Genomic DNA, 764 nt, shown 5'->3' on the forward strand with positions numbered 1-764 from the left:
GAGGCGGCCCGCGCGCAGGCGACCGCGGAGGCCGCGCAGCAGGCGGCCGCCGCCCAGGCCGAGGCCGACGCAGCGCTCGCGCAGGCCAACGCGGAGGCCGCCGCAGCGCGCAAGGAGGCCGAGGCCAACCGGGCGCCGGGCCCCGGCAAGGGCGAGCCGAAGACGCCTCCCCACGCGAAGAAGCCCGGCAAGCCCTGACCGCGTTCCGCTGTGAGCGCCACCACAGACCGCGCGGAAACATGCGCGCGCACGCGCTCGTTGAACAGAGAGCGAGAACCGTTCCCGAGAGGAGTGGCATGACCAGGAAGACCCGCGGACGGATCGAGTTCGAGGCCGACGACGGCACCACCATGCGCTACGACCGCCACCCGAACGGTGGTGGGCTGGTGTCGCCGGGTGCCCAGGTCCACGAGGAGGCGAGCGTCGCCGCCACCGCCTACGTCGAGTCCGGCGCGCGCGTCGGCCCCGGGGCGCGCATCGGCACCGCGAGCTGGGTGGACCGCAACGTCCAGGTCGGCCCGGACGTCGTCGTCGGTTCCACCGTCCACCTGCGCCCCGGCACCCGTGTCGGTGCGCGCGCCCGCATCGGCAGCCGCGCCCGCCTGGGCGCGGACGTCGTCGTCGAGGCCGGCGCCCACGTCGAGCAGGACGCGATCGTCCCCGACGGCAGCGTCGTCGGGCGGCACGCCGCCCGGCGCGAGGCCGCCTGACCGACCGGCCCGCGCGGCCTCCCGCCGGAGGCCGCCGCGGGCCCCGTCCGGCAC

General features: G+C 77.5%; 2 protein-coding genes. Both read left to right on the plus strand.

Features of this window, described 5'->3' with window-relative positions:
• Positions 1-198: hypothetical protein (locus CTKZ_RS12890; RefSeq protein WP_200829738.1), on the plus strand; the 198-nt coding region annotated here is incomplete at its 5' end.
• A 98-nt stretch (positions 199-296) separates the two neighbouring features.
• Entirely contained in the window at positions 297-710 is a 414-nt protein-coding gene (locus tag CTKZ_RS12895; RefSeq protein WP_124343328.1) for a transferase, read from the plus strand.
• The last annotated feature ends 54 nt before the right edge of the window (positions 711-764 follow it).

It is taken from the genome of Cellulomonas algicola (assembly GCF_003851725.1).
Classification (GTDB): domain Bacteria; phylum Actinomycetota; class Actinomycetes; order Actinomycetales; family Cellulomonadaceae; genus Cellulomonas; species Cellulomonas algicola.

Coding starts and splice junctions, on each gene's coding strand:
- CTKZ_RS12895 (WP_124343328.1), top strand. CDS start 297: ATGACCAGGAAGACCCGCGGACGGATCGAGTTCGAGGCCGACGACGGC.